The sequence below is a fragment of the Glaciimonas sp. OK215 genome, from assembly GCF_057787885.1.
This window is the reverse complement of the sequence record NZ_JBYMEG010000004.1, coordinates 104,918-126,075: the sequence shown is the minus strand read 5'-3', so window position 1 is coordinate 126,075 and position 21,158 is coordinate 104,918. Positions and strand designations below refer to the sequence as shown.

15 protein-coding genes and 5 pseudogenes are annotated in these 21,158 nt (G+C 54.5%); 9 read left to right on the top strand and 11 right to left on the bottom strand.

Translation table 11 applies throughout. From position 1 onward, the window contains the following. Positions 1-9 precede the first annotated feature (9 nt). From AC3CHX_RS31170 to AC3CHX_RS31155, 4 genes are read left to right on the top strand one after another with little or no spacing between them, the layout of a single operon-like run. Positions 10-888 (top strand): carbohydrate ABC transporter permease, encoded by an 879-nt coding sequence (locus AC3CHX_RS31170; RefSeq protein ID WP_488645373.1) that lies wholly within the window; start codon positions 10-12, stop codon positions 886-888. Then, on the top strand, positions 885-1,721 hold the full coding sequence (locus AC3CHX_RS31165; protein ID WP_488645372.1) for a carbohydrate ABC transporter permease: 837 nt from the start codon (positions 885-887) through the stop codon (positions 1,719-1,721). The genes AC3CHX_RS31170 and AC3CHX_RS31165 overlap by 4 nt, the downstream gene beginning before the upstream one ends. Positions 1,722-1,761: 40 nt before the next feature. Then, a complete protein-coding gene (locus AC3CHX_RS31160; RefSeq protein WP_488645371.1) occupies positions 1,762-2,712 on the top strand; it encodes a 2-hydroxyacid dehydrogenase in 951 nt (316 codons plus the stop codon). 49 nt (positions 2,713-2,761) lie between these two features. After that, the gene (locus tag AC3CHX_RS31155) at positions 2,762-3,934 is read left to right on the top strand and encodes a lactonase family protein (protein ID WP_488645370.1); all 1,173 of its coding nucleotides are present in this window, start codon (positions 2,762-2,764) and stop codon (positions 3,932-3,934) included. A gap of 576 nt (positions 3,935-4,510) precedes the next feature. Here the strand turns inward: AC3CHX_RS31155 and AC3CHX_RS31150 are convergent. The 6 genes and pseudogenes from AC3CHX_RS31150 to AC3CHX_RS31125 form a co-directional block, all read right to left on the bottom strand. Next, a pseudogene (locus AC3CHX_RS31150) lies at positions 4,511-4,613 on the bottom strand (transposase); the annotation flags it as partial. Positions 4,614-5,048: 435 nt separating this feature from the next. Beyond that, complete coding sequence (locus AC3CHX_RS31145; protein ID WP_488645369.1) at positions 5,049-5,450, bottom strand: LysR family transcriptional regulator; 402 nt, start codon at positions 5,448-5,450, stop codon at positions 5,049-5,051. Between the two features lie 176 nt (positions 5,451-5,626). Beyond that, the gene (locus tag AC3CHX_RS31140; protein WP_488645368.1) at positions 5,627-6,766 is read right to left on the bottom strand and encodes a porin; all 1,140 of its coding nucleotides are present in this window, start codon (positions 6,764-6,766) and stop codon (positions 5,627-5,629) included. Positions 6,767-7,052: 286 nt separating this feature from the next. After that, complete coding sequence (locus tag AC3CHX_RS31135; RefSeq protein WP_488645367.1) at positions 7,053-7,406, bottom strand: sensor histidine kinase; 354 nt, start codon at positions 7,404-7,406, stop codon at positions 7,053-7,055. Between the two features lie 174 nt (positions 7,407-7,580). After that, complete coding sequence (locus tag AC3CHX_RS31130) at positions 7,581-7,817, bottom strand: hypothetical protein (protein ID WP_488645366.1); 237 nt, start codon at positions 7,815-7,817, stop codon at positions 7,581-7,583. Continuing rightward, positions 7,802-7,984: pseudogene (locus AC3CHX_RS31125) on the bottom strand (hypothetical protein); the annotation flags it as partial. The pseudogene AC3CHX_RS31125 and the gene AC3CHX_RS31130, both read right to left, overlap by 16 nt. Before the next feature lie 1,145 nt (positions 7,985-9,129). On the opposite strand from AC3CHX_RS31125, the gene AC3CHX_RS31120 reads away from it, so the two are divergent. The 4 genes and pseudogenes from AC3CHX_RS31120 to AC3CHX_RS31105 all read left to right on the top strand — a co-directional run. Then, on the top strand, positions 9,130-10,479 hold the full coding sequence (locus AC3CHX_RS31120; RefSeq protein ID WP_488645365.1) for a 2-hydroxycarboxylate transporter family protein: 1,350 nt from the start codon (positions 9,130-9,132) through the stop codon (positions 10,477-10,479). A 144-nt stretch (positions 10,480-10,623) separates the two neighbouring features. Next, positions 10,624-11,661, top strand: a complete 1,038-nt coding sequence (locus tag AC3CHX_RS31115; RefSeq protein WP_488645364.1) for an isocitrate/isopropylmalate dehydrogenase family protein — start codon at positions 10,624-10,626, stop codon at positions 11,659-11,661. Positions 11,662-11,754: 93 nt separating this feature from the next. Continuing rightward, positions 11,755-12,507: pseudogene (locus AC3CHX_RS31110) on the top strand (alpha/beta hydrolase family protein); the annotation flags it as partial. A 244-nt stretch (positions 12,508-12,751) separates the two neighbouring features. After that, a pseudogene (locus AC3CHX_RS31105) lies at positions 12,752-13,417 on the top strand (DUF3422 family protein); the annotation flags it as partial. A 37-nt stretch (positions 13,418-13,454) separates the two neighbouring features. Here AC3CHX_RS31105 and AC3CHX_RS31100 read toward each other — a convergent pair. The 3 genes and pseudogenes from AC3CHX_RS31100 to yjjJ form a co-directional block, all read right to left on the bottom strand. Next, positions 13,455-13,943: a sensor histidine kinase N-terminal domain-containing protein gene (locus tag AC3CHX_RS31100; RefSeq protein ID WP_488645363.1), complete on the bottom strand. Its 489-nt coding sequence runs from the start codon at positions 13,941-13,943 to the stop codon at positions 13,455-13,457. A 28-nt stretch (positions 13,944-13,971) separates the two neighbouring features. Then, positions 13,972-14,097: pseudogene (locus tag AC3CHX_RS31095) on the bottom strand (winged helix-turn-helix domain-containing protein); the annotation flags it as partial. A 183-nt stretch (positions 14,098-14,280) separates the two neighbouring features. Beyond that, a complete protein-coding gene (yjjJ, locus tag AC3CHX_RS31090) occupies positions 14,281-15,642 on the bottom strand; it encodes a type II toxin-antitoxin system HipA family toxin YjjJ (RefSeq protein WP_488645362.1) in 1,362 nt (453 codons plus the stop codon). 481 nt (positions 15,643-16,123) lie between these two features. Between yjjJ and AC3CHX_RS31085 the strand changes: the two genes are divergently transcribed. Next, positions 16,124-17,395, top strand: coding sequence for an ISKra4 family transposase (locus AC3CHX_RS31085; RefSeq protein WP_488645361.1), 1,272 nt, complete (start codon positions 16,124-16,126; stop codon positions 17,393-17,395). Positions 17,396-17,541: 146 nt separating this feature from the next. Here AC3CHX_RS31085 and pal read toward each other — a convergent pair whose 3' ends face one another. Both pal and AC3CHX_RS31075 read right to left on the bottom strand, forming a co-directional pair. Then, the gene (gene pal / locus AC3CHX_RS31080) at positions 17,542-18,066 is read right to left on the bottom strand and encodes a peptidoglycan-associated lipoprotein Pal (protein WP_488645360.1); all 525 of its coding nucleotides are present in this window, start codon (positions 18,064-18,066) and stop codon (positions 17,542-17,544) included. A 1,155-nt stretch (positions 18,067-19,221) separates the two neighbouring features. After that, positions 19,222-20,610: an MFS transporter gene (locus tag AC3CHX_RS31075; RefSeq protein ID WP_488645359.1), complete on the bottom strand. Its 1,389-nt coding sequence runs from the start codon at positions 20,608-20,610 to the stop codon at positions 19,222-19,224. Between the last annotated feature and the right edge of the window lie 548 nt (positions 20,611-21,158).

Here is a 21,158-nt window from a genome sequence, read left to right as displayed (position 1 = left end):
GGTGCCACCATGAGTGCAAGCATTTCGCTGGGGGAGCTGGCTCCCCCGGTTCGTAGCCGGTTGTCCTGGAACGCCGTGTCGGGGTATGCGTATCTGCTACCTTTTTTTCTGGTGTTCGCGGTGCTGGTGCTGTATCCGTTGCTGTACGGCTTCAGTCTCGGACTGCATCTGCAAAGCTATAAGGATCTGTTGAGCGATCCGATATTCCTCAAGTCGGTTGTCAATACCCTGATCTTTGTCGTGGTCGGCGTGAACATCAAGATGGTGATCGCATTGTTTTTGTCGGGATTTTTTCTTAATAAGCAGCGTTGGATACGCTGGCTCAGTTCGATCTTCATTCTGGCGTGGGCGATCCCGTCGATCTCGACCATCTTGTCGTTTCGCTGGATGCTCAATCCGGAGTGGGGCATGATCAACACGCTGCTGTTCAGGTGGTTCGGCATCATGGGTCCCGACTGGCTGACCGATCGCTGGCTGGCATTTGGCAGCGCGGTACTGGTGCACCTTTGGAAATCGCTGCCGTTCTGGACACTGGTGCTGCTGTCGGGACGCATGGCCATCGGTGCCGAGCTGTATGAGGCAGCCGATGTCGATGGCGCCAACACCTGGCAGAAATTCCGTTACATCACCTTTCCGAGCATCAGCACGCTGTATCTGTCGCTAACGGCGCTATCGATGATCTGGACGCTGGGCGACTTCAACAGCATTTACCTGCTGACTGGCGGCGGACCGGCCGACAGCACCCAGGTGCTCGCGACATTGGGCGTGCGTTATCTGCGTATGGATCGGGTCGATATGGGCATCGCATCGATCGTGGTGGCCTTGCCGCTGATGCTGCCCTTGATGTGGTTCATGATGAAATACCTGAGTAAAGGACCAAAAACATGAGAAAGACGATGCGCGAAGCGCGCCTGATGCTGATCGGGATCCCCATTTTTATCTGGGCAACTTTTCCGATCTACCATCTGTTCATCATGTCGATCACACCGCAGGAAACGGCATTCGCCGGGGAGCTGTGGCCGCAACATCCGACTCTGAAAAACTTCAAGACCGTGTTCACCCAGGGGCATTATTACCTGGGACATTTCTGGCAACAGATTTTGAACAGTTTTGTGATTGCGGTCACGGTAGCGTTGGCGGTTCTGCTGATTGCCACCACCGCATCGTTTGCGATCAGCCGCTTGCGCGTACCGGGTGGCCGGATCGTGATGAATCTGGCGCTGTTCACCTATCTGATTCCGGCGGCCTTTCTGGCGATCCCGATGTACAAGGCGATGGGAACCTATGGGCTGTTGGACAGCCGGCTGTCGCTGATCCTGTCGATGATTGCATTGGCCTCGCCGTATGCGATCTGGGTAATGAAACAGGCGTCCGACAAATTGCCGTATGAACTCGATGAGGCTGCGCGCATCGATGGTGCGACTTCCTGGCAGATCTTCCGGCTGGTGTATTTGCCGCTGGTGGCGCCGGCTATGGTGGCGGTCGGAACCTATGCCCTGCTGTTGGCCTGGAACGAATATCTGTTCGCGTTCCTGCTGCTGTCTTCGGAAACCAAACTCACGCTGGCCGTCGGCCTGGGGATGTTCACTTCGCTGGACGACGCACCGTGGAATCTGCTGATGGCAACCGGGATCGTCTACGCGTTGCCGCCTGCGGCGATCTATTACACCTTCCGCAAATACATGGTGTCAGGCCTGACCGCTGGCGCCGTCAAGAGCTGAACGACGAGTATATGTACCGTTACATCAAACAAGGAAACAGATGAAACCGGAAATTTTAGTCTTAGGTCAGAGTGCATCGCAATCGGTGATGGATCAGTTGGATCAGCATTTCCACTGTCATCATGCCTGGCGCATCGCGGCGCCCGAGCAAGATGCCTTCATCCAGAGCGTAGCCGCCAATGTACGTGGTGTCGTGACGACCGGTTCAATCGGCATTTCCGCAGCACGCGTTGGCATGTTGCCTGCCGTGGAGATTGTCGCTGTCAACGGCATTGGTGTCGATGCGGTCGCTTTCGCCGCTACCCGGCCACGCGGCATTCTGGTCACCAACACGCCCGGTGTGCTGACTGACGATGTCGCCGATCTGGCGGTCATGCTGGTACTGGCGGCCGCACGCCGATTGCCGGCGTTGGATCAGTATGTGCGCAACGGCGATTGGGAAAGGCGCGTGCCCATCGCGCCGACCCTGAGTGTGCGCGGCAAGGTCGTCGGCATTTTCGGCTTTGGCCGGATCGGGCAGGCGATTGCGCGACGGCTGGAGGCGTTCGGCATGGAACTGCGTTATTACCAGCCAAGGGCCGTGGCGGGTACCGGCGTAGCGCGCAGTGAATCCTTATTGGCGTTAGCGGCGGAAAGCGATTACCTGATCGTGTGCGCGCCTGGCGGTGCCGAGACGCGCCATGTTGTAGACGCACAAGTCATGGCAGCGCTTGGCCCGCAAGGCACGCTGGTGAATATCGCGCGCGGCTCTCTGGTAGATGAAGCGGCATTGGTCGCCGCTTTGCAGGATGCCCGACTGGGTGCCGCCGCGCTCGATGTGTTTGCCGATGAGCCGAACGTGCCGCATGCGTTGCGCGCCATGAGCAACGTCGTACTGACCCCGCATGTGGCAAGTCTGACCGTGGAAACGCGTCATGCAATGGGACAGCTGGTGGTGGATAACCTGCTGGCATATTTTGCAGGGAAGCCGCTGCTGACCCCGGTCGATTAAGGGCGCTCGCAGACTTTTTTCAACCCGGATCCTGCCAAGAAAGAACGTCGTGACTAAAAACATGCTGCAACGTGTTTCAAAAATGCTCCTGCTAGCGTCGTCCGTTTTGTTGAGCGCGATAGCCGGCGCTGCCAGCCCTCAGCTGATTTTTTCAACCCAGGATGGCAAGGTAATGTCGGTCAACGGTGTGATCGAAACCGTCCCCGGCACCGATACGCTGGCGATCATCGAAATTACCCCGGCCGGAGCCAGGCTGCTGTATGAGATCCCAGTCCCTAACACGGTGATCGGTCCGCCGCAGTCGATCGATATCACGCCGGACGGGCGGCTGGCACTGGTAGCGGCGGGCGTAAAACGCGATCCGGCAGATCCGGGCAAGACTGCGCTGGATGACCTGATCTCGGTCCTCGATCTGGGAAGCAATCCGCCGCGGGTGATCGATACCGTGCATGCCGGCCTCGGTGTCGGCGGACTGTCGATCAGTCCGGATGGAAAGCTGGCGCTGGCAGCCAGTCGCGACGCCGGCACGGTGTCGGTGTTCAGCATCAGCGGCCGCCAGGTCAGCCTGGTCGAGAACATCATGTTGGGTGCAACCTCCGGTCCCGGGCATGTCGTGTTCACACCGGATGGCAAACGCGCGCTGGTGACGCGCGACGGCGATCATCGGGTTACGCTACTCGATATCGATGGCGCAAAGGTCCGGATTGGCAAACGCGACATTTTCCCGGGACAGCGACCCAATAGCATCGATATCAGTCCGCGTGGCGATGTCGCGGTGGTGGCGAATATCGGGAAAGGGCAGGGCGATACCGATACCATCAGCCTGATCGACATGACGCTTGAACCGCCGCGCGTGGTAAATACGGTCAGCGTTGGGCAGACGCCTGAAGGCATCGCGATTTCCCCAGACGGCAGACTGGTCGGGGTCAACGTCATGAATGGCAGCAACAAAGCAAAAAGCTCGCCGTTTTACAATAAGCGCGGCAGCTTTGTGCTGTTTCGCATTGATGGCAAGAGCTTGTCCAAAGTCTCTGAAGTTCCTATCGGCGGCTGGTCGCAAGGCCTGGCCTTTTCAGCAGATGGACGCACCGTACTGGTACAGAATCCGATCGAAAGGGAAATTCAAGTGTTGGCGATTGATGGCGATCGGGCCAGCGATACCGGACAACGTCTCAAGTTCGCCGGTGCGCCTGGTGGCATGCGGGCGTTTCGACCGCGTTGATCGTATCGTCGATTTAAGGGAGTGCAGACGCAATTGACGGAAATCGCCTCTCAGATGCCATCAGTCCATACCGAAGCCGAAAAATAACACCGTCAAGCTGAAGACTTCCCGCCGCTCTTGTCGGAGTTGCGGGAATCGGACAAAGTGCTGCCAATGCACTTTGTCGGTTGCATCAACGCGGGCGGTCCATGTCCGCCTGGCAGTCTATCGGACTTGAACAAGAGCAGTGTCACCCAAAAGGAGACTGCTTGAAAAATAAGCAGAGGAAATGAATTTTTGAGAAGGCATGCAGGCAGGCTTCTTCCGCTATGTGACCAAGCCAATCCAGCTCGATGCGTTCATGGATGCGCTGAACGTGGCACTCGAATTCGCGAAGGTTAATCAGCGCCATTGAGGCAGGATGCATGCCATGATCAGTCCATCCGACATACTTCACGCCAGCGTCCTGGTCGTCGACGATCTGGACGTCAATAGCAAGAAGCGCCGGATGAACTCGTCTGCATCAAGGATAATCACGTCATTTGGCCGAGCCATTGCGGTAGTCCTTTCAGCGAAAGCTGATCGTGGCATGGCCGATGCCGAGCAGGCGGTTGTTGGAAATCGCGACGCGATGCGTGTAGTGATCGAGATAGTCGAGCACCTGCGTGGGACCACCAAAGGGCGCCTTGGCGTAGACCACGCATTCGTCCTACGGTGTGCAAGCCGGGTACTTGGCAAACGCACGCGGATTGCTCAGGTGCGCCAGAGTGGAGAAAAATTGCAGCTGGCCCGGATCAAAGGCATGCTGCAATTGGTTAATATCATGGCCAGACGATTGCGCTTGCCAGCCAAACACTGTGATGGTGCAGCTGCGCCTCTTCGGATCCAAGCACAGATCGTCGCAATAAACTGAAAAAAATGCTTTTCATGTGCAAAGATTTTGCCCATGGATTCCGACATTGATCTGTATGAAGAAATGGAAAAACCGGCGTAAATCTAGGATTTATGCCGGTTTCAATATGGTGGCCCGGGGCGGAATCGCACCACCGACACAAGGATTTTCAAGACAAGCGTCGAGCCAGTTCCTTGCGGCGAAAACGGCTCTATCGAGGACTTCCTAACGCTCACCAGTTTTTCATGACCCGATCCAGGGCGATCCTTGATGCACCGTTTGCTGAATCCTGAGCTGAGCCCGCGCGTCATTCAACATTCGGATCGCTTCTGACGCTGTGTCGTAAAAAAGCTTTCCCGCCGCAGTAAGGGTTAGCGGGCATGTGCTTCGGTCTACAAGCTCAGATCCTACCCATGCTTCGAGCGCGCGAATGCGTCGGCTGAAGGTCGGCTGAGTAACGTTCCGATGATCGGCCGAACGGGAAAAATTACGCGTGACCGCAAGGCTTTGAAAATCTTCAACCCATTTAATGTCCATTTCGCTGCCTTCGATGACCGTTGAAATATAACTTTTGTCAATCAGCTTGTGTGTATTTCCAGATATCAGCGCCCGTTTTTCCAGCAGGACTTCTCGAAGTACGGTCATGGGAGTGCCATATTGCAATTGCACTGGAAATAGTCAATGCTGATAGGTGGAAAAAATAGGACGCTGATTAACAACTTAACGCGACAAAACCAGAAAAACAAATCGATGCGGCAAGAGTTGCCGCATCGACCTAGAAATCCATCTGCAAGATGGTGGTCAAGTCATAAATTCGCAGGTCAGAAACGGGTACGCATACCTGCCGCGAGTTCAGTCTGGTTCTTGAAACCATTGGTCGACGCTACGCGATAGCCATCGGTGAGTTTCAGGTAGTCGGCAGCCACATATACTTCAGTGCGCTTGGACAAATGATAGAAAGCCGAGCCGTAGACGGTGGATCTCTTGCCGGTGCCCGTGGCGGTTGAAAAGCTGGCGTTGGAGTACGCATTCAGGACGCTGGTACCGGCCACGTTGTAAGCGGCATTCGTGGCCTTCATGACCTGATAGCCGATTTCATAATCCAGCGGACCTTGTGGCGTGAACTTGGCCGATACGGTATACGCATTGTCCTTACGCTTGCCGAGTGCGCCTTGTTCTGCCGTGTAATGGAAATAGCCGGTGTTCAAGCGCACCAGGCTGTTCAGGAAGTAGCTGCCGCCCAGCGAGTAGGATTTGTTCTTTTCGGTCGACTTGTCGAGCGAGTTGCCGACATCGGCTTCGTTATAGAAGCTGGCAACCGTGAAATTGCTGCCGTTGTAGCCGAGCGCGGCAGACTTGGTGGTGTTGCGTGCAAATGCGCCCGCGGTTTCGCCAAACTGATATCCCAGGCCGGCCACGATTCCATTGTTAAACACCTTCTTCCACACCACGCCATTGTCGTAGCGCGTACCGGTAGCGCTGCCGGCATAGAAAATCATTTGCTTGAAGTTGTTGTTGTTGGTGAAGCCGCCTTCTTCCAGGCCCAGCTTCTCGGTGCCATACGCATCGCCGTAGACTTGCGCAAAATCGCGCGCCAGCGTGTTTTGGCGGCCCAGTGTCAGTTTGCCCATGGTGTCACTTTGCATGCCAACCCAGGCATCGCGGTTAAACAATACGCCCGGGGTGTCCATTTCACCGGTGCCGACCACGAATTCGGCCTCCAGTTTGAAGATGGCCTTGAGCCCGCTGCCGAGATCTTCCTGCCCCTTGAATCCAATGCGGTTGCCGCTGAACCAGGCGACTGGAATGCTGGTCAGGCGGTCGCCGTTGCTGTCGGCATGGTTGACCGTGCTGATGGTGGCGTCGATCAGGCCGTAGATGGTGACATTCGATTGGGCGTATGCGCTGCTTGCCATACCCAAGGTACCCAGCACAGCCAGCGCCAGTAGCGATTTTTTCATTTTAGTCTCCAGACATCAATATGTTGAGTTCACCGACCATTTCGATAGGTGGTCAAAATATAACAGCCGCAAGCTTACTAATTGCTTTCAGCCTATAAATGTTTGTTGGTTTTCTGCCACAGTTAGAGAAATTAAATTTCCGCTTTGAAAACGAAGCTTGCGCTCGGCTACTTGGCGGTACAGCATAAAAGGCCGGCAACAGTGCGGGAAATGTAACCGTCACGATCAGTCCGCTACCAGCGATCGGACCGGTTAATGTCACCTCCGCCGCGCTCGTCAGGGCAATCTAGCGCACGATCGCCCCCAAATCCACAGCCGTCGGATCTATCTTCGTGCGTGCGGTAGAAGCGTTCGAATACATGCTCGCGTTCATGTGCTCCGCGATGCCCGGTCCGTTGGCTTCTATGCGCAGAACGGTCGCGTCTTCATGGGTAATTACCGAAACGGTCGCAATGCCGCCGGCAGGGGTGTGCCGTAGGGCATTGTCGACCTGGTTGGCGACCAATTCGTCCAGCATGGACGCCGGGGCATGCACCATCGCTATGTCGCCATCAAACTCAAAGCCGAGATCAATATTTTTGGTCTGTGCTAGAGTGGCCAACTCTTCCAGAACCCGCTGCACCGCCTTGATCAGATTCACATCGTTTTTGACGCAATGGGTGGCCGATACCGGTCACGGCGCTAGAAAGCGTGAGCAACTGGTTCACCAGCCGGATACCGTGTTGCGCACTGCCGTTGATTGCCCGAAACGCAGCATCTTTCCCTTTCGTATCGTTGCTGCGCAAGCCATAGTTGACCTGGGTGTTCAATAATGTCAATGGCGTGCGCAACTGATAAGAGGTGTTTCGTCCGGTCGCCTGACGTAGTCATTGATGGAATGCGCCAACGGCGTCAGTTCACTTGGCACCGGTGCCATATCTAACGATTCCAGCGCGCCGGGCTTGCGGCGCAGCATGCGAGCACTCAAGCGCATCATGGGCGCCAGGCCATGCCGCACTCCCACCAACACCAACAGCACTACCGGCAACAATATCATTATTTGCTGCGGCACCGTGCGCTCCCACATTTGTTTCGACAGGACGGGGGGGGAAATGGAGGGTTTGTCTCCCCCTTGATCAAGACCAGCTGCTGTTCCGGAATGCTAAAAACCGGCTGGGAAAACGCCACTATCCGGACCGGGTCGTCGCGAAAGGTAGCTTTGAAATAGATTGCTTCCTCGTTGCGGAAGGGACGCGGCGGATGGTGGAAATCAAGTTGTCCGGAAAGTAGCGCCCCATTCGCTCAGACGATGCGGTGGTACATGCGGTCATGCGAGTCCGGCTGAAATAATTCCAGCGCCGAAGGCAGAATTGTTACCTGCAACATGCCGTCCTCGTAGCGTATCGTGCCGGGCAAGTAGGCGCTAGAGTACCTCGCTGCCTCCTGGCTTTGGGAGGGATAGATTGAGTAATTATTGGCGACGCTCCTCGTAAAAACCCCGGTAATAAGGATTACCGACGGTGGGAATTTTACGTCACCGGTGGAAGACGAAAACTCAAGGGGAGGTTCACGATAACTGCCTGGAAAATTTGCACCATAGTTTTAATTTTATGTTGCACTGCAAATTAAATAACGCAAAATTGGTAAGCTGGATGAAAGTTGCGCAGATTTAGAATACATCCGCGTTGAGAAGTAATCGAGGGAGATCGCAGCCGTTATGTGATTCGAGGCTGATCATAACCCCCAAATAATGAAGACAAAAAAAATGCGTATTTTATCTGCGGCTCAATGAATTCGACCGCAATGCCGACGGCACCGGCGAGTGCTGTCCTGAATGTACTGACTCAGGTCATGGCTGTCGGCTCAACAAAAAAATCTTCATGGTTCGTGGCATCGCCAAGGGGATCTATTTGTCGGCAAGCTGACTGAATAATTTGATGATTTCAAAAAAAAATGGCTGGACGCAGAGTGGTGTCGAAGGGCAATGATAAGACCATGTGTATGTGCAAGCACCACAAATCACCGCCAACGTTTTCCGAGGCCGGCAGGATGCTCATTGGTGGTTAGGAAACTGCATTGTAAGTGCTGTCGGGATGTAATCCGAACGTCAAGGTAAGCAGATTCGTATCAGAAAAAACTGCGCTCTTGGTGATCATGAGTGCAACAACAGATACAGCTCGAATATTCAGATGACATGGGTGCACGGATTGGCATTTCCGGAACTCAGTTCGTTTTCATGAACGAGTCGGTTATTCGCGCGATGCCCGAAAAAAAACGTTGCGGATTGTCGTCACCTCATCTTGGTCGACGCTAGGCGGCTTTCAACTTAAAAGCACAGTGACGGGTCGAGCACTAACACTAAAATTAGAATCAAAGGAGAAAAAATGAAAGCCATACCTGCTGAACAGCTGATGCCGGCCAAGGACGAAATATCCAACAAATTCTGGCCGGATGGCTGGTGGAAATTGATGGAAATGCGCATTGGCATCGTACCGCTGCCGGTGTACCTGCTGTTGGTGGCATTGATAGCAGGATTTGTCGCCACAGGCAAAGTGCCGTCCGATATCTCGGTATCGATTGCGCTGCTGGCAGTGGGCGGTTTTTCTTGCGCAGAACTGGGCAAGCGGCTTCCCGTCATTCGGAATATCGGCGCCGCAGCAATTTTTGCGACCTTCATTCCATCCTACCTGGCATTCAAGCATTTGCTACCTGCCATGGTGTTAAAGAACGTCGTCGATTTCACCAAGTCGACCAATTTTCTTTATTTATTTATTGCTTCGATCATTGTCGGCAGCATCCTGAGCATGGATAGAGCGGTGCTCATCAAAGGCTTCATCAAGATTTTTGTGCCGCTTGCCGCCGGCACTGTTGTGGCAGGTATTGTCGGCACAGCCGTCGGTACCATGCTGGGCTTGGGCGCTTACCATACCTTCTTTTACATCGTCGTTCCGATCATGGCCGGCGGTGTCGGTGAGGGCGCCATTCCCTTATCAATCGGCTATTCCGGGATCCTGCATCAGGCGCAGGGTGATATCTTCGCGCAGGTTCTGCCTCCAGTCATGCTCGGCAGCCTGACTGCAATCATGCTCGCGGGCATGCTGAACTTTGTGGGCAAGAAATACCCGCATCTCACTGGCGAAGGCCATTTGCAGCCTGGCGAGCATGAAGAATTGCATCCGGCGCAGGAAGAAATTGCCGGTCATATGGATGTCGGCAATATTGCAGCTGCAGGCATTACCGCGATCTCGCTCTACATGTTCGGATTGATGTGCTACAAGCTGTTCGATTTCCCGGCGCCGGTCGCCATGCTGTTTATTGCCGTGATTTTCAAGCTGTCGCGTGCGGTGTCGCCGCAATTGCAGCAAGGCTCTTTCGTTGTGTACAAGTTCTTTTCCACGGCGGTGACTTATCCCTTGCTGTTTGCCATCGGCGTATCGATGACGCCCTGGGATAAGCTGGTGTCCGCATTCAATGTGCTCAATCTGATTACCATCGTATCGACGGTTGCGACGTTGATGGCGACAGGTTTCGTGGTCGGGCGATGGCTGAACATGTATCCGATCGAAACAGCGATTGTGAATGCCTGCCACAGCGGCCAGGGCGGCACCGGTGACGTGGCGATTCTGACGGCTGCGAACCGCATGCAAATGATGCCGTTTGCACAGATTGCAACACGCATTGGCGGCGCGATAGTCGTCACACTCACTCTGCTAGCCATGTCCCAGTTGAAATAAGTGTCTGATGCAAATGTTCGAGGCAGTCACATTTCAATGTTGATGTCGTTCCGCTCTACCATCAGGAACGCCCAAAAAATGCCCGGAAGTCATGTTGGCGGTCTTCGCCAATTTATTCGATTAACGAGTTCTAAAAGAAACTCCATGAAAAACAGAATATTTCCCCAAATTCCCGCAACCCTGATCCCCGGAGACGGTATCGGTCCGGAAGTGGTCGAGGCCACGGTCCAGGTGCTGGACGCTTTGGGATCGCCATTCTCCTGGGACGTTCAACACGCAGGAATGGCAGGCGTCAACAGTTGTGGCGACCCGTTGCCGGCGGCAACGCTCGCGAGCATTCGCAAGAACAAACTGGCGCTCAAGGGACCATTGACCACGCCGATTGGCGAGGGCTTCCGGTCCTCGAACGTGCGACTGCGTGAAGAGTTTCAACTGTATGCCAACGTCAGGCCCGCACTGACTATTGTTCCTGGCCGTTACGAGAATATTGACCTGGTGCTGGTGCGGGAAAACCTGGGCGGATTTTATGTGGCGCACGAATACTATGTTCCGGTCGGCGACGATCCACGCGCTGTCGCTGTCGCTACCGGAGTGAATACACGCGATGGCTGTAAGCGCATTGCACGATTCGCCTTTGAATATGCCGTAAAGAATGGCCGCAAGAAAATCACCATTGTTCACAAGGCTAACATCCTGAAGGCGCTGACCGGCATCTTCCTGGAAGCGGCTAGAGAAGTAGCGCGGGAATACGAGAATCAAGTGCAGATGAATGACATGATCGTCGATGCCTGTGCCATGCAGTTGGTGCTTAACCCCGGGCAGTTCGACATGCTTTTATGCACCAATCTGTTCGGAGACATTCTTTCGGATCAGTTGGCAGGCCTGGTTGGCGGGCTTGGCATGGCACCCGGTGCGAATGTCGGTGACGACACGGCGATATTCGAAGCTGTGCACGGATCCGCGCCGGACATTGCCGGCAAGGGCATCGCCAATCCCATTTCTTTGATGCTCGCTTCAGGTCTGATGCTTGAGCATGTTGGCCGACATGACCTCGCCCAACGACTTCGCACTGCGATTACCGAGACACTTAATAAGGACCACATTCGTACCGGCGATCTTAAGGGCACGGCATCTACTCGCCAGTTTGCAGATGCCATTGTGCGTCGGCTTGAGACGATCTAGTTTTCGATCCGTCGAACTGTGCCGCGGCGGAATGTGTCACCTTCGAGTTGATACGATCAAGGAACCTATTTTTAACACGCGTGGAGAATTATGATGCCAACGGAACGTTTCGAGTTCTTAGGAGCTGAAGAGCAAAAACTTGCCGCTCGCCTCGATATTCCAGCTGGGGAAACGCGCGCGTACGCTTTGTTCGCCCATTGCTTCACAGGCGGTAAAGACATTCTCGCAGCTAGTCGGATTGGACAGGCACTCGCCGCGTGCGGCATCGCGGTGTTGCGTTTCGACTTTACGGGTTTGGGTGGAAGCGAGGGAGAGTTTGCTAATACCAATTTTTCCTCAAACCTGACTGATCTGATCGCAGCGGCAAATTATTTGCGACAGGCATACCGAGCCCCGTCCCTGCTGATCGGGCATAGCCTGGGCGGTTCGGCCGTTCTTGCAGCAGCCTCAAAAATACCCGAGGTACGCGGTGTTGTAACCATCGGTGCACCAAGTGATCCAGCACATGTCAAGGAACAGTTCCGTGGGTATCTGGATGAGATCCAGTCCAATGGCGAGGCCGAAGTTAAGCTCGGTGGACGGCCATTCAGGATCAAGCGACAGTTTCTCATCGACGCAGAGAAACAGCGATTGTTACATAAGATTTCGGAGTTTGATGGGGCGTTGATGGTAATGCACTCGCCGCAAGATCAGACAGTCGCGGTGCAGAATGCGACGCATATTTTCAGCGTTGCAAAGCATCCGAAAAGCTTCGTATCCTTAGATGATGCAGATCATCTTCTTACTCGCAAAAGCGATGCCTTGTATGCAGCAAACGTCATTGCGGCATGGAGTGAGCGTTATATCATTAATGACACGAAAAGAGTCTAGCGAGGTTAAGCCCTTTTTTTTCTTGGTGACCCGGGACGGAATCTAACCACTGACATAAGGTTCCGTCGGCTGCGGGCATCGGTTTTATTGACTACGTAGCGCAACACGGCACGCTTCCCGTGGATCAGCAAAGTACGCAACTATCTCAAGTCAAATTAGGTGAGTTGCATAGAGGAGTCACACCTTCACACTCTCTTAGAACCTGTTTGCTATCCGCAGCCTCAGTTGCATTGATACTGATAAAGCGAAAGCTGAAGCGCTATCGCGCGCTGTCGGTGAAGAAAAAGAATTGCTGCGCAGCATTACTGGTCTGGCGGCGCGTCTCGAAAAGCTGTCGCTCAATAACAGCTACCGTTTTTCGGCATCCAAGGCGTATTTCCGGCTGGTGCGGGCAAGGATCGAAGAATTCCGCGAAACCCGGATTGAAGGCGTACCGACCGTCGATGAATTCATGGATCGACGCCTAACACCGGCGATGAGTACCTGCGAGTCGATCGCCCGCCGACAGGAAGCGCTGGCCAAGCGCATCGGGCATACCAATGATTTGTTGCGCACGCGCGTTGGTATCGTGCAGGAGCAGCAAAACCGCAAGATTTTGGAGTCCTTGAACCGGCGCGCCGCGCAGCAATTACAATTGCAACAGGCGGTCGAGGGCTTGTCGGTGGTGGCGATTTCTTACTATCTGGCGGGCTTGTTCAATTACGCAGGCAAGGCTTTGAAGGCGGCGGGGTGGCCGATCAATCCGGACATGGCGACCGGCATCCTCATTCCAGTGATTGCCGCCGGCGTATGGCTGGGCTTGTGTCAGGTATACAAAGGGGTGAACAAGCACACTGACGCGGTCGCACCTAGCGTGAGCCCGCTTTATAAGGCAACTGAGTCTTAGTTGCGGTCACGCAGCAATCGGGTGAAGCGCACCAGCGTCATCGCGGCGTCGTTGTTGTCGTCCGTGCCGACATAAGTGATATTGCAATTGCACTGGAAATAGTCAATGCTGATAGGTGGAAAAATTGGACGCTGATTAATAACTTAACGCGGCAACCCCCGGCATCGTACAGTGTGCGCATCTGACTGACGACACAGATGGTCTGTTGATCGTACTGGACGGTGGTAAATCTTGGCGTGGTCTCGGGGAAGCGCATTAGCGCTGGAAAATCCGGACGCCCTGCCTGCAACCGACCATCTTTGGTGATGACCTGATAGTAGACCTGATCCTGCTGCGGTGAGGCACACAGTTCCAGCGCTGCCGGATTCACGCCGACTTGCGGCATGCCGTCCCGCCAGCTGATGTCGCGAGCTATAACCTGGGCCGAGGTGAGTAAGGCACGATCTTGAATCAGGTTGGCGGTCTGCTGCGCGCTACGGTAGGAGAACGTTGTACTGACGCCGATATACAGTGTCAGCGGGATCAATAGCCATCACAGCAAGCGCAGCCGCAGACTAACTATCATCTCTTTTCTTGAGCAAATATCCGAGTCCGCGCAGGGTCATGATGGCTGCCTGAGAATGCTCCAGTTTTTTGCGCAAGCGATGCACATAGATTTCGATCGCATCGGCGCTGGGGGACTGTTAAAAAGGCTGGGGTTCTTGCGCAGACGATTTTTCAGACCAGTGTTGGAAATCGCTTGATCGAGCGGAAGAATCTCTTTTAAAAGGCCAGTAGCGACCGCAAACGGAAGATGTGCCGCCCAGCAATTACCGAATAGTCTCACGTGAGATATCGGATGGGCTGCGGATGCCGTTGACCTGTCAACCGCGTTGCGCGACAAGCAGATGTTCGATGTGGTCAACATTAGCTTTGCAGGTAGATCGAAACCTCTCACTGATGCGTTCATCTCGCTCCGCGCGATGCCAGAACACCAAGGCAGCTTCCGCTGCTTGGACCCAGGCACCACGTTCTCTTGGCACAGGTAAGGCCGGCGCGAATTTGCGTTCGACTAGCTCGACTCCCCGCTGTGGGGCATACAGCATAGGCAGCATATCATAGGCAGGCGTCAGGGTAAGTCCAGGCAGGAATGCAAGATTGCCGTCATGCATATCCGTGTTTGCAATCAATCGACCGAAATGCTCCAAGAGGTTTATCTGGCGGGCAGTCTCCGCCGAAATGTAGTCCTCCTTGAGCAAAGCTTCTGCGCCTTCCGACCATGGTCCTGACAATCCAAATAAGGCAGAATTCAATTCGTGCCAAGTACAAACGCCAGAGCGACCGAATTCGCCATGCCGGTCGAAACGGTCGACTTCATAGAAAGTACGGCCGACTAGTTGATAAATGCGGCTTTGTGCTGCGCTGAGCTGAAGAGTATCGGCAATAGTGGTTAATGCTAGGTGCTCGCACACTAGTAAGTCAGACCAACGTTGTTCCTGCGGCGAACCATCAGCACCCGAAAACTTGACGATGACGTGAGTCGGTTGCCCATTCAACAACCGACGTGCAGTGAATTTAGGAAATTCACCAGCGGCCGAGGAATCCGCCACCCCGAAGTTCAGGGCCTGCAGGGCGCGCGACGGATACTCCGTATCGACCACATCATCAGTAAGGAAGTAACTGCCCCTTTGCTGCTCGTCCAAGAAACGGCGCAGGGCATGCTCGCCCAGAATGTAATTGCCAGACTGGTCCCAGCAAAGCACGCTTAAGGCATGCAGTACATCATCCTCACCCCAGCGCTTCACGTCTTCGTCCACCTGGAGGATAGCTGCGAACTGGTGTGCAAAGTTACGTCCCAGGAAACCCTGGGGCCGCATGTCGCCCAACGGATACGGCACCCCGCGAAACCAGCCATCCGTCATCTCATCATCGAGCGGCCAAGGGCATGCTTCCGCAAAATTCATCGCGCATCCTTCCGGATAAATGGGCTCAAGCAGTCCGGCCTCATGCGCACGCCCCGACTCGTCAATACGGTAAAGAGCCAATGGGGTTGGATTTCCCCGAATCGACCGACGTGCTGCATACGCAGTCCGCCGCGCGCGACCGCGCGAGACAACTTGACCATCCAACTCGGCAATCGCCCGCATCAAAGACGGACGACTTACCCCGAGGCGCTGCAAGAGCTCTCCAGATTGTTGTCGGTTCCAGGTACGAAGTGTTTCGAGAACTTTTTGAGCAATTGTCATGTAACGATTATTACACCTATTTATTGTAAATATATGATACACAAAATATGGAAATAATTTGAAGTATATGTAACGATTAATGTAACGATATTTAGAGCTGCTAAAATTATTCCATATCTTCACTAATGTTGTATCCAACGCTCACGAACAACTCTAGAAGCCCTTCTTTTGCTTTGCCAATCTCTTGGAGCTTCCGCCGGGGACTCCACGAACTATCGGGCACCAACCTGATTTAATACAGTCGCGCGTCCGCGCGCAATGAAGCAGCATGGTCGGCCGCACTGAGCGAGCAACGGTCGTTCGTGAGCGTTGGCAGAAGGGTGGTTGTGGGTCGTGAACTGACGGATAACAGAAGGTACTGTGGCGTAGACGAGAGCGTGCAAAACCTGGGGAGATGGCAAGATGGAAAGCCCGGCCGCATTATTTTCGGCAGCGCCTGACTGCGGTAATCTTGCTGGAATCTGAATAGTGGGAGACGGTCATGCGGATGATTATTGAAGCACGCATAGTTGACGGCGAGAACGGCGTTAATCAAACAGACAATATGATTCTGGCAGTGATCGAACGACCCGACCGCAGCCTTTCCGAATTGGGCCTCACGCTCTCCGAAGGACGCGCCCTGTTGGAGGAGATTCAACAGACACTGATTTCTCAACAGGTAGCAGTATGGCTTGCCGCCCAAACGCAGTGTCACTTGTGTGGAGCCGCATTGAAACATAAGGACAACCGGGCGCGCGTTGTGCGTATGATCTATGGAAAAGTGACTGTTTCCAGCCCACGACTGTGGTCATGTAATTGCAGCAGCTCATCCAGACGCACGTTTAGTCCGCTATGTGGGGAGCTGCCTGAGTATGCTACAGCCGAGCTGAATTATCTCCAGGTCAAATGGGCGGCGCATTTGCCGTTCCTGGCTGCGACGAGTCTGCTCAAGGAACTCCTGCCATTGGACCAAGCGATCTCTTTCAGTGGAACCCGGGATCGTATCCGCGCTGTTGGCAAGCTGCTCGATGCCGATATAGAGCGTGATATCGCGCAACAATCGGAAACGCCAGCGGGTGCCACTGCTGGCGTCCGTGAGTCCGACAATGTCGGCGCAGTCAGTGTCGACTCAGCCTGGCTTCGGCACTGTGATGGCATTCGGGGCCTGGGCCGGCATGTGAATATCGTCGCAGGTCGCGCGACTTTTGTCGAAGGACCGCCTCGCGTATATGCCTATGTGCACAAGGAAGTTACTTCGGCAGCAGCGCGGCTGGATCAGTTTCTCAGGCAAAGTGGGGTGGCGCCGGATGAACGGGTGACGGTGATCTGCGACGATGCGGGCGAATTCAACAAAGCCGTCGCGGGGAGCCAGCTTGCGCGCGGGCGCATCCTGGACTGGTTTCATATTGCCATGAAATTCAAGGCAGCACAGAATGCGATTTTCGGAGAAAAGACGATCGAATCGCTTGAGCGGAACGCAGTAACGAGTGAAATTTTCAGCGCAAAATGGTTGGTCTGGCACGGCAAGAGCGACAAGGCGGTCGCGCGGATCAAGGCGCTTGAAGCCGCGCTGTTGTGCCGGGAAGGCTACGAATTCTCAACGCTGTGGTGGAATCTGCGCAATGTTGTCGGCTATATTCGTGGCGATACGCACACCCTCGTCAACTATGCTGCGCGGTGTCGAAAGGGCCTGTCAATCAGTAGCAGCATCGCCGAATCGGCAGTGAACCTGGTCGTTAGCCACCGCATGGCCAAACGCCGCCAGATGCGCTAGACCGACGAAGGGGCGCACTGTCTGGTGCAGGTCAGAGTGGCAGTTCTCAATGGCGAACTCTCGCCCGCCAGTCTCGGCGCCTTGGGCACCAAATCACCATGCGCGTGCGCTTTGTGTGAGTCCTTTCGCTTGGCAAGATAGCCTGATCAGGGCGTAATTTTATTGTCGGAATACACGATGTCGGCACGACGGTTTTGCGCCAGGGCTGCTTCATCGCTACCGAGTGCTTTGGGCTTTTCTTTCCCGAGGGAGACGGCTTCCATCTGGGTCTCTGATACACCCAGGAGTGCGAGTGACTTGCGCACTGCTTCAGCGCGTTTTTGGCCCAAGGCGAGGTTATATTCAGTGCCGCCGCGCTCATCGGTATTGCCCTGAATGATGATTTTGCGTTGCTTGTGAGCCTCTAAATATTGCGCATGTGCGGTGACGAGAGAGGTGAATTCCGGCTTCAGCGTGTAGCTGTCGAATTCAAAATAAATGCTGCGTTTCGCCAGGACGCCTTTGGGATCGTTCAGCAAATCGGTGGAGCCTGCGTTGACCGTGCTAACGGTACGCGCATCAGGCTTTTCGGCATTTCCCTTGGCGGTAGTATTGGTCGTCGGCGTTGTCCCGCAGGCCGCTACCAACAGTGCGCTTGAAAGGGATAGGGTAAGTGTCTTAAGTATGTGCATTTTTTTGCCTGTCGGCTAGAGAAGGAAGGGCTGGGCTATTCGGTTTGTAATGTTTGTAATAAATGTCAATTTGTAAAAATATATTCTTGCAAAGAATATTTGTACAAATTTAAATATACTATAATTAACTGAATATAGGCGTGGGCCGTGGCAAAAAGGTGGGTGGTCGAGTGAAGAAAATGAATAAAAACGACAGTCACGGATTTGCGCCTCGTTCTATTGACAAAATTGCGAACGTCATCTGAACGGTGGCGCGGCGTTCGTTTTGGATGGAGCAGCAGTGTGACTTCAATGATTATTAGCCTTGGATCAACCAAGAGCTTTGTTGTCCGAAGCATTGGGGCGGTGGAATGAAGGCTGCCTTGCGCAGTTGAATAGCAGATTGTAAGGGTGAGTCGACAGCATCGAAGCCCGGGATAAGCAGTTCCGGACGCTGCTATTACCCTTTACCATGTAGTGAGGAAAAGTGTATCAACAGCGAGGCCAATCGTGGTCTCTTTAACCCCCGTACCGGCGGGGGATTTTTTGAGCGGATTGACGCCTATCGTTTTTGTTGCGATGGCTAACTTCCCTACTACTGTAGCAATGGGGGCGCGCTTTATTTGTAATGTACTGCCGCTCGAGCGATTCTCAGCGCTCGCACTATGCGTTGGCAGCTCAAGAAGCGAGCCGATTCTCAAGTGGTCGATAGGCTTGTTACGCGTGTCCGCGCTGGTGGGCACTGCTGCTCTTGCACGTGTTCCTTTTTCGCGCAACGTCCCCTGCGCCGTAACTAAGTGCGGACCAAAGACATCGTTACGTATCTTTCACCGACGATAAAGTGCTGATTGGTGAATTTGGCGCAGAACACCCCGACATTTTGCCCATCGACGAGTCCCGGATATTTTGCAAAAGGCGTTATTGGCGTTTGAGGACGATCTCTTTGCCGTTGAATTTCACTTCGCCGACTTAACAACGTCGCTGTGAACCGAGCCAAGCCGGAATGTCTGGGTGGCTGCTGACGGCGCGGTCCTATTTACATAATTTTCCGAAACGCTCGGCAAAATGAACTCTGTCGTGCGTCAAGAACACCGCATTTCCAACGGACACGGGGCCACGGAATTGCGTTCGTGCCCCCGCTGCAATCATGCTATCTGCCTGGATATCTACCTGGATTTATTCCATAGCGGGTGAAACCGCCATTCCGGCCGGTAAGGCATCGGTATGATCGGGCATGGCCCACGCAAGCCACTTTTCGCGCAGGATGACAACCAACAGGAAGGCGAGCGCCGCCAAGCTGCCGAAGGTGACAAAACCCATTTGGTAGCTGCCGGTGCTTTCCTTGGCGATACTCATCACCACGGGCAAATAGAAGCCGCCGATCCCGCCGGCGGCGCCGATGATCCCTGTCATCACGCCTGTCTTTCCTTGCCAGCGGTGCGGTACCAATTGGAAGGTGGCGCCGTTGCCCAGGCCAAAGCACGTGTACATCCCGAAGAGCAAGGCGATGCCGCCGGCGAGCGGAGGCATGGTGGCGGCGAAGGTGAAGTCGAGTGCCGAAATGGCCGCCAGCAGGAAGAGCAACGCCCGGACGCCCGTCACCTTGTCGGCGATCAGTCCGCCCACGGGGCGCACAACGGCTCCGGTGAAGGCCATCGCGGCCATCAGCAGACCCGCGTCAACCTTGGACAACTGGTATAAGTTGGTGAGCAGCAGGGAGACGTAGGACGACATGCCGACAAAGCCGCCGAAGGTGATGCTATACACCAGCATGATTACCCAGGTGTCGCGCTCGGTCAGCACGGTGCGGTAACGTTGCGGCAGCACAGCAATCGCCATAAGGGAACCGAGGAAAGGCAGTAACAGCAGGCCGGTCTTGCCTTGGCCCAGGACGCCCGCATGCACCAGCAAGACCAGACCAATCAAGCCGAACAGCGTCACGGCGAAGCCGCCAAGCGCCGGCAGGCCGCTGCCGGTTTTGGGGCTGCGGTCCTTCGCCCAGAAGAAGATCGCGAGTGCAGTCAAGGCCAGCAGGGGCAAAGCTGCAGCCGTGGCCCTCTGCCACCCGAACGCACTGGCCAGTGTCGGAAACATGAAGCCGTCCAGCACGGCGCCAATGTTGCCCGCCGCCGCGAGGCCCAGCACCAAGCCTTGCACCTTAGGCGGATAATTGCTGCCGGCCATCGGCAACGCCACGGCAAAACTGGCGCCTCCCATTCCAAGAAACACCCCAAGGATCAGCAACATCAGGTATGAAGGTGCGCCGGGCATCAACAGCAGAACGACGGCAGGGATAGCGGACAACAGGACGCCCATCAGCGCGATTTGGCGTCCGTCAACCGATTGAAACAAGTTGCCTAAAGTGACGCGAAGGATCGCCGCCGCCAGCACAGGCACCGCCACGAGGAATCCCTGCTCGACCGGGGACATCGCGATGCTTTTGCTGATAAAAGGGGCCAAGGGGCCCAACATCACCCACACCGTGAATCCCGTGTCGAAATACAGAAAGCAGGCAAGTAACGCCAGCCAGTCCCCGCTCTTCAGTGAATTAATGACATTTTTCATTGGTGATCCTTTCGCAGTTGAGATATTTACGCGTGTTCCAAAGCGCCATCACGGTGCTTCAGATGTATGGCAGCGCTGGCCATTCGATAAAGGACGCCGAATTGAATCGTCAAAAAAAAAAGCGTCCACGCTCAAGCCAAGCTGGCTTGATTCGTGGACGCCTTTGTCCAATGCGACCCTTCGTTAGGCCGTACTAGTGATGCTTATTCCTGAAGCACGCAACACCCACAACGTTGTGGGATTACCAGCACATTGGCAGGGTATATTTGCCCTTGAATGTGCCGCTTCCAGATTCTCGTAAGCAAAATATATGCCCAGACTCGGTGAAAATTGACTGACGCCTTGCTGGATAAGGCCGAGAGGCCTGTTGATGGATTCTTCATCGGAAGTTCGGCGGCGCGATACAGACCAAAAATGTGCACGACATTCGCTGTACACAAACTATATTTGTGCAAATAATTTAGAATGAACTGTGTTGGTGCAACCGTTCTTTCGGACCTCGCCGCAAATGGGGAGAGTCGAGATACGATGCGATGGCAGAACGGGCG

Coding starts and splice junctions, on each gene's coding strand:
- AC3CHX_RS31170 (WP_488645373.1), top strand. CDS start 10: ATGAGTGCAAGCATTTCGCTGGGGGAGCTGGCTCCCCCGGTTCGTAGC.
- AC3CHX_RS31165 (WP_488645372.1), top strand. CDS start 885: ATGAGAAAGACGATGCGCGAAGCGCGCCTGATGCTGATCGGGATCCCC.
- AC3CHX_RS31075 (WP_488645359.1), bottom strand. CDS start 20,610: ATGAAAAATGTCATTAATTCACTGAAGAGCGGGGACTGGCTGGCGTTA.
- AC3CHX_RS31085 (WP_488645361.1), top strand. CDS start 16,124: ATGCGGATGATTATTGAAGCACGCATAGTTGACGGCGAGAACGGCGTT.
- AC3CHX_RS31140 (WP_488645368.1), bottom strand. CDS start 6,766: ATGAAAAAATCGCTACTGGCGCTGGCTGTGCTGGGTACCTTGGGTATG.
- AC3CHX_RS31145 (WP_488645369.1), bottom strand. CDS start 5,450: ATGACCGTACTTCGAGAAGTCCTGCTGGAAAAACGGGCGCTGATATCT.
- yjjJ (WP_488645362.1), bottom strand. CDS start 15,642: ATGACAATTGCTCAAAAAGTTCTCGAAACACTTCGTACCTGGAACCGA.
- pal (WP_488645360.1), bottom strand. CDS start 18,066: ATGCACATACTTAAGACACTTACCCTATCCCTTTCAAGCGCACTGTTG.
- AC3CHX_RS31115 (WP_488645364.1), top strand. CDS start 10,624: ATGAAAAACAGAATATTTCCCCAAATTCCCGCAACCCTGATCCCCGGA.
- AC3CHX_RS31120 (WP_488645365.1), top strand. CDS start 9,130: ATGAAAGCCATACCTGCTGAACAGCTGATGCCGGCCAAGGACGAAATA.
- AC3CHX_RS31160 (WP_488645371.1), top strand. CDS start 1,762: ATGAAACCGGAAATTTTAGTCTTAGGTCAGAGTGCATCGCAATCGGTG.